This is a genomic window from Pseudomonas sp. P5_A12, assembly GCF_056400685.1.
In genome coordinates this window covers 1-5,396 of sequence record NZ_JBFUKU010000336.1, presented here as the reverse complement: position 1 = coordinate 5,396, position 5,396 = coordinate 1, and the positions used below count along the sequence as shown (strand labels likewise).

The 5,396-nt window shown below is 60.2% G+C and carries 5 protein-coding genes; 3 read left to right on the top strand and 2 right to left on the bottom strand.

What is annotated here, in order from left to right:
* Window positions 1-68: 68 nt before the first annotated feature.
* Window positions 69-929: a LysR substrate-binding domain-containing protein gene (locus AC1DSG_RS27095; RefSeq protein ID WP_477793630.1), complete on the bottom strand. Its 861-nt coding sequence runs from the start codon at window positions 927-929 to the stop codon at window positions 69-71.
* Between the two features lie 109 nt (window positions 930-1,038).
* Here AC1DSG_RS27095 and AC1DSG_RS27090 point away from each other — a divergent pair, with 109 nt between their 5' ends.
* The 3 genes from AC1DSG_RS27090 to AC1DSG_RS27080 all read left to right on the top strand — a co-directional run bounded on the left by AC1DSG_RS27090 (window position 1,039) and on the right by AC1DSG_RS27080 (window position 3,792).
* Window positions 1,039-2,148 (top strand): 2-aminoethylphosphonate--pyruvate transaminase, encoded by a 1,110-nt coding sequence (locus AC1DSG_RS27090; RefSeq protein ID WP_477793629.1) that lies wholly within the window; start codon window positions 1,039-1,041, stop codon window positions 2,146-2,148.
* Window positions 2,149-2,231: 83 nt separating this feature from the next.
* Window positions 2,232-3,059: a phosphonoacetaldehyde hydrolase gene (phnX, locus tag AC1DSG_RS27085; protein ID WP_477793628.1), complete on the top strand. Its 828-nt coding sequence runs from the start codon at window positions 2,232-2,234 to the stop codon at window positions 3,057-3,059.
* A 184-nt stretch (window positions 3,060-3,243) separates the two neighbouring features.
* Window positions 3,244-3,792: a cytochrome b gene (locus AC1DSG_RS27080; protein ID WP_477793627.1), complete on the top strand. Its 549-nt coding sequence runs from the start codon at window positions 3,244-3,246 to the stop codon at window positions 3,790-3,792.
* Window positions 3,793-4,208: 416 nt separating this feature from the next.
* Here the strand turns inward: AC1DSG_RS27080 and AC1DSG_RS27075 are convergent, their stop codons facing one another.
* Window positions 4,209-5,312, bottom strand: a complete 1,104-nt coding sequence (locus AC1DSG_RS27075) for an IS110 family RNA-guided transposase (protein WP_477793626.1) — start codon at window positions 5,310-5,312, stop codon at window positions 4,209-4,211.
* Window positions 5,313-5,396: the final 84 nt, after the last annotated feature.

The window sequence follows — 5,396 nt, the reverse complement described above, 5'->3', positions numbered from 1 at the left end:
CACTGGATTTGTGGCGTTCACATAACCCCTGTGGGAGCGTGGCTTGCCCGCGATAGCCGCGCCGCGGTCTAGCTGACCGACGCCAAATCAAAAAACGCCTGTATCAGTCGCAAATCCCGCCGCCGCTCCATGCACCCGATCAGGTGCCGGTTAACCAGCCCCTCGCCAATAATCGGCACCGCCACCACCCGTGGGTCATGGCTGACTTCCACCGACGACACCACACCCACCCCCAATTGCGCAGCCACGGCCTCGGTCACCGCTTCACGACTGTCCAGTTCCAGCAACACCCGTGGAGYGACCTTGGCCTGACTGCAGGCTTCATCGAACGTGCGTCGGGTGATCGAACTCGGCTCACGCAACACCATGATCACCTGGTCCAGTTCCTTGAGCTTCACGCTGTTTGCCTTGGCCCAAGGATGGCTTTCAGGCACCAATGCACACATCCGCGATTCGCTCAGAGCCTGTAAATGCAGGCCTTTGCGTGCTTCAACCTCGGTCAGCACCGCCACGTCGGCATGCTCGGACAACAACGCCGCCAGGGTTTCCTGGGCATTGCCCAGCCGCAGGTTCACGGTGATGCCCGGATAACGCGCGCGCAGGCTGGCCAACATCGGCATCACCAGGTGCGGGCCGTCTGCCGCCACTTCCAGGCGCCCGGTCAGCAGCTGCCGGTTTGCTTCGAGCATCACCTGCGCCTCTTCCGCCAGGCCGAACATGGCCCGGGTGATTGCGGCCAGTTTGGTGCCCTCCTCCGTCAGCTCCACTCGCCGTGCGGTACGGCGCAACAAGGTGATCTGGTAATGCTCCTCCAGGGCCTTGATGTGCCCGGTCACCGCGGGCTGGCTGATGAACAACCGCGTCGCAGCTCGGGTGAAGCTGCCTTCGCGGGCCACGGCGTCAAAGGCTCGAAGCTGGAACAGATTCATTAATAACTCTCACTGATGGCTGGCATAACAACAAACAATTTGATTGATAGCACGGCAAATTGCAATTTATGTCCCGTAGCTTCATCCCATCAAATGCGAGGACACGAGAATGAGTATTGCCGAACCCATCCTGCTCACCCCCGGCCCACTGACCACATCGGCCCGCACCCGTCAGGCGATGATGGTCGACTGGGGTTCATGGGATGACCGCTTCAATCAACTGACCGCCAGCCTGTGCGAGCAATTGCTGGCGATCATCAACGGCGGCGCCAGCCACCACTGCGTGCCCCTGCAAGGCAGCGGCACCTTCGCGGTCGAGGCAGCGATCGGCACGCTGGTGCCCCGCGACGGCAAAGTATTGGTGTTGATCAACGGCGCCTACGGCAAACGCCTGGCGAAAATCTGCGAAGTCCTCGGTCGCTCTTTCAGCACTTTCGAGACCGCTGAAGACGAACCGACCACCGCTGCCGACGTCGACCGCCTGCTGCACGCCGACCCCGGCATCACGCACGTCGCTCTGATTCACTGCGAAACCAGCACCGGCATCCTCAACCCGCTGCCGGAAATCGCCCATGTCATTGCGCAACATGGCAAACGCCTGATCATCGACGCCATGAGTTCTTTCGGCGCGCTGCCGGTGGATGCACAACAAGTGCCGTTCGACGCCCTGATCGCCGCATCGGGCAAATGCCTTGAAGGCGTACCGGGCATGGGTTTCGTCTTCGCTCGCAAAGAGTCGCTGGCGAATGCCGCCGGCAACTCGCACTCGCTGGCGATGGACCTGTTCGACCAGCACACCTACATGGCCAAGACCGGCCAATGGCGCTTCACCCCGCCGACCCATGTGGTCGCGGCGCTGCACGAAGCCCTGCTGCAATACAACGAAGAAGGTGGCTTGCCGGCGCGGCATCAGCGCTACGCCGACAACTGCAACGTGCTGCTCGACGACATGGCCCGGCTCGGCTTGCGCAGCTTCCTGCCCGCCGCGATTCAGGCGCCGATCATTGTCACGTTCCATGCACCGAAAGATCCGCGTTACCAGTTCAAGGAATTCTACGAACGGGTCAAGGCCAAGGGTTTCATCCTCTACCCCGGCAAATTGACTCAGGTTGAAACCTTTCGTGTCGGCTGCATCGGCCACGTCAATCAGGCCGAGATGCGCGCGGCGGTGGCGGCAATTGCCGAAGCATTGCGCGAGATGGAAGTCCTCGAAATCTGATTCACAACCATCTGTAGCAACTGCCGAGCCTGCGAGGCAGCTGCTACACGGATCTTCATTTTTCCAAATACAGGATTTGAGACATGAACTACGCAAACCCAACCAAACTGCAAGCCGCCATCCTCGACTGGGCCGGCACCGTCGTTGACTTCGGTTCCTTCGCACCCACCCAGATTTTTGTCGAAGCCTTCGCCGAATTCGACGTTCAGGTCTCCATCGAAGAAGCCCGCGGGCCGATGGGCATGGGCAAATGGGACCACATCCGCACCCTGTGCGATCAGCCGCAAGTCGCCGACCGTTATCGCGCCGTGTTCGGCCGCGCACCGACYGACGATGATGTCACCGCCATCTACAAACGCTTCATGCCGCTGCAAATCGAAAAAATCGCCGAACACTCGGCGCTCATTCCGGGCGCACTGGACACCATCGCCCACCTGCGCCAACAAGGGATCAAGATCGGCTCGTGCTCCGGTTACCCGAAACAGGTCATGGATAAAGTGGTCGAACTGGCGGCCACCAACGGTTACGTCGCCGACCACGTGGTCGCCACTGACGAAGTCCCCAACGGCCGCCCATGGCCGGCTCAGGCCCTGGCCAACGTGATTGCGCTGGGCATCGACGATGTCGCCGCCTGCGTGAAGATCGACGACACCGTGCCGGGCATTCTTGAAGGTCGTCGCGCTGGCATGTGGACGGTGGCGCTGATTTGCTCGGGCAACGCGCTGGGTCTGGATTACGAAGGCTACCGCGCCCTCGGCAGCGACAAACTGGACAGCGAACGCAAACGGATCCACGGGATGTTCGAAAGCTCGCGCCCGCACTACATGATCGACACCATCACCGACTTGCCGGAAGTGATTGCCGACATCAACAAGCGCCTGGCCAAGGGTGAGATGCCACAGAGCAGCTGATCGCGGTTCTCTGCGTAAAAAAAGCGCCCGTCCCCCAAAGGAACGGGCGCTTTTTCTGCCAATCACATGATCCAGAGCGTTGAACAGTTAAATAGCGTCAGGCAAACCCACCAAAGCGGATTACAGTTAGGGAACACAGCCTGAGAAGAACGGTGGGCTCGACCCCACCTGTGAGGAACACCCTATGCCATGGAAGAATTCGGAATCACGCTATAGCACCGTATCGATCACGCTGCATTGGGTGATGCTGGTCTTGCTGGCGCTGGTTTACGCCAGTATCGAGTTTCGCGGGCTCTTTCCCAAAGGCAGTGGCGGACGCACGCTGATCGTCGAATCGCACTTCATGCTAGGCCTGACTGTGTTTGTGCTGGTCTGGCTCCGGTTATTCGCCCGCAGCCTGGGCCCGGCACCGCAGATATTCCCCGCCTCACCGCAATGGCAAACCACACTCGCGAAGTTGATGCACTGGGCGTTGTACATTTTCATGATCGCGATGCCGATTCTGGGGTGGCTGGTGACCAGCGCCAAGGGTAATCAAGTGATGTTTTACGGCTTTGATCTGCCGATGCTGATAGCGGAAGACAAAGCGCTGGCCAAGCAGATTCAGGACTGGCATGAACTGGGCGGCACCATCGGCTATTGGCTGATCGGCCTGCACGCCGTGGCCGGGATCTATCACCACTACGTGGTGGGGGATAACACCTTGCTGCGGATGATGCCTCAGCGCAAATGAGCACGGTTGAACGCGTTCCTGTAGCAGCTGACGAAGCCTGCGTCGGCCGGTCTGCGCTCGGGCGCAGCAGTCGTAAGATCAGTCAATGCGGTGCATCAGGTGAACCGAGGCAGCTGGATTCACGACGGCTTCGCCGCCGRACGCAGGCTTCGYCAGCTGCTATGTATGGACTCGCCCCCACTGTCTACCCGCTTTCAAAAAAACTGCCGCCCCGTTGCATCTATGTATTAGGCCTATTCGAGGAAGCCGTCGGCGGCTTCTGGCCAAAATTGAAAGAGCTCGTGGTATGCCGATTACAGTCAGGCCTCGAAGGCCACTAGCAGCTTAGGCATCAATCCACGCCGGTCTTACCAGGGGTCAATGTTTTTTCAGCAACAGGTTGGTCAGTRGGTACCTCGGTGGCAGAACTCGGTGGATCAGTGGCTCATCGTTGCTTGCTGGCCATCGGCGGGCTGTCGACGATAAGTCTGGTCATTCTGTAAAAGCACCCAGACGATGCGCAGGTTGCGATTGGCCAACCTGATCGCAGCATCCTTGCGGCCCAGTCGGCTCATCCAGCGTAACAAGCGGCGGTCGTCGGGCTGTTGGGAATCAGGTCGCAACTGCTGCAATACCGCGTGGGCACCCTGGATCATGAGGCTGCGCAAATAGCTATCGCCTCGCTTGGTCATATCCCCCAGTCGAACCGTCTTCCCGCTGCTGTGCTGATCAGGGACCATGCCGAAGTACGCGGCGAACATGCGAGCATCGGGAAAGCGCTCAGGCTTGGTTTCCTTGGCCACCAGCGCCGTAGCGGTGATTGGGCCGATACCGCGCACGGTCATCAACCGTTTGGCTGTCTTGTCGGCGTTCGCGGCCACTTCCAGGCGTCCCGTCAGGACGTTGATGCGCTCGCCCAAATGGCGCCACTCGGCCAACAGTTCGTCGATCAGCTCACGCAACATTGCCGGCACCGGCTGGGTGGCATCCTCCAATATCCGCGGGATTCTCTGGCTGATCGCAACGTCGCCCTGCGCCAGCGCAATCCCGTGCTCGAGCAGCAGGCCGCGCATCTGATTACTCACGGCGGTGCGGCGACGCACGTAGCCATGACGGGCACGATGCAATGCCTGCATGGCCAGCGCTACGACACTTTTAACCGGCACTGCGCAGATCTTTTCGTCGCGACCGGCGCGCAGGATTGCCAGCGCATCATTGCGATCATTTTTAGGGCCGCTGCGATGCTTAGCCACCGGACCGGCAGGAAGGATCCGCGCCAGGTTGCCTTGATCCTGCAGCTGCCGGGCCCACGCTTGAGCGCCCGGGCCGGTTTCCATCAGGACCACGACATGMGGCGGCAGCTGGCGGAGAAACTCGTAGAACGCCTCGCGCGACTTGATCCGCTGCTCATAATGCACCTTGCCGAGGGCGTCTTCGCCGGCGAGCTGGAACACATGCTTGGCCAGGTCAACCGCCACGGTAGTGCAGGCCGCCAAATCGGCAGAAGACAAGGATTGATCAATCGAAGTATGCTTTTTCATGGACTCGCCCTCGCTGTCGTTGGCTGTTTAGACTGCCACCGTGGCGCATTGACGCCTCGGCTTGGGCGAGTCCATTCAATTACA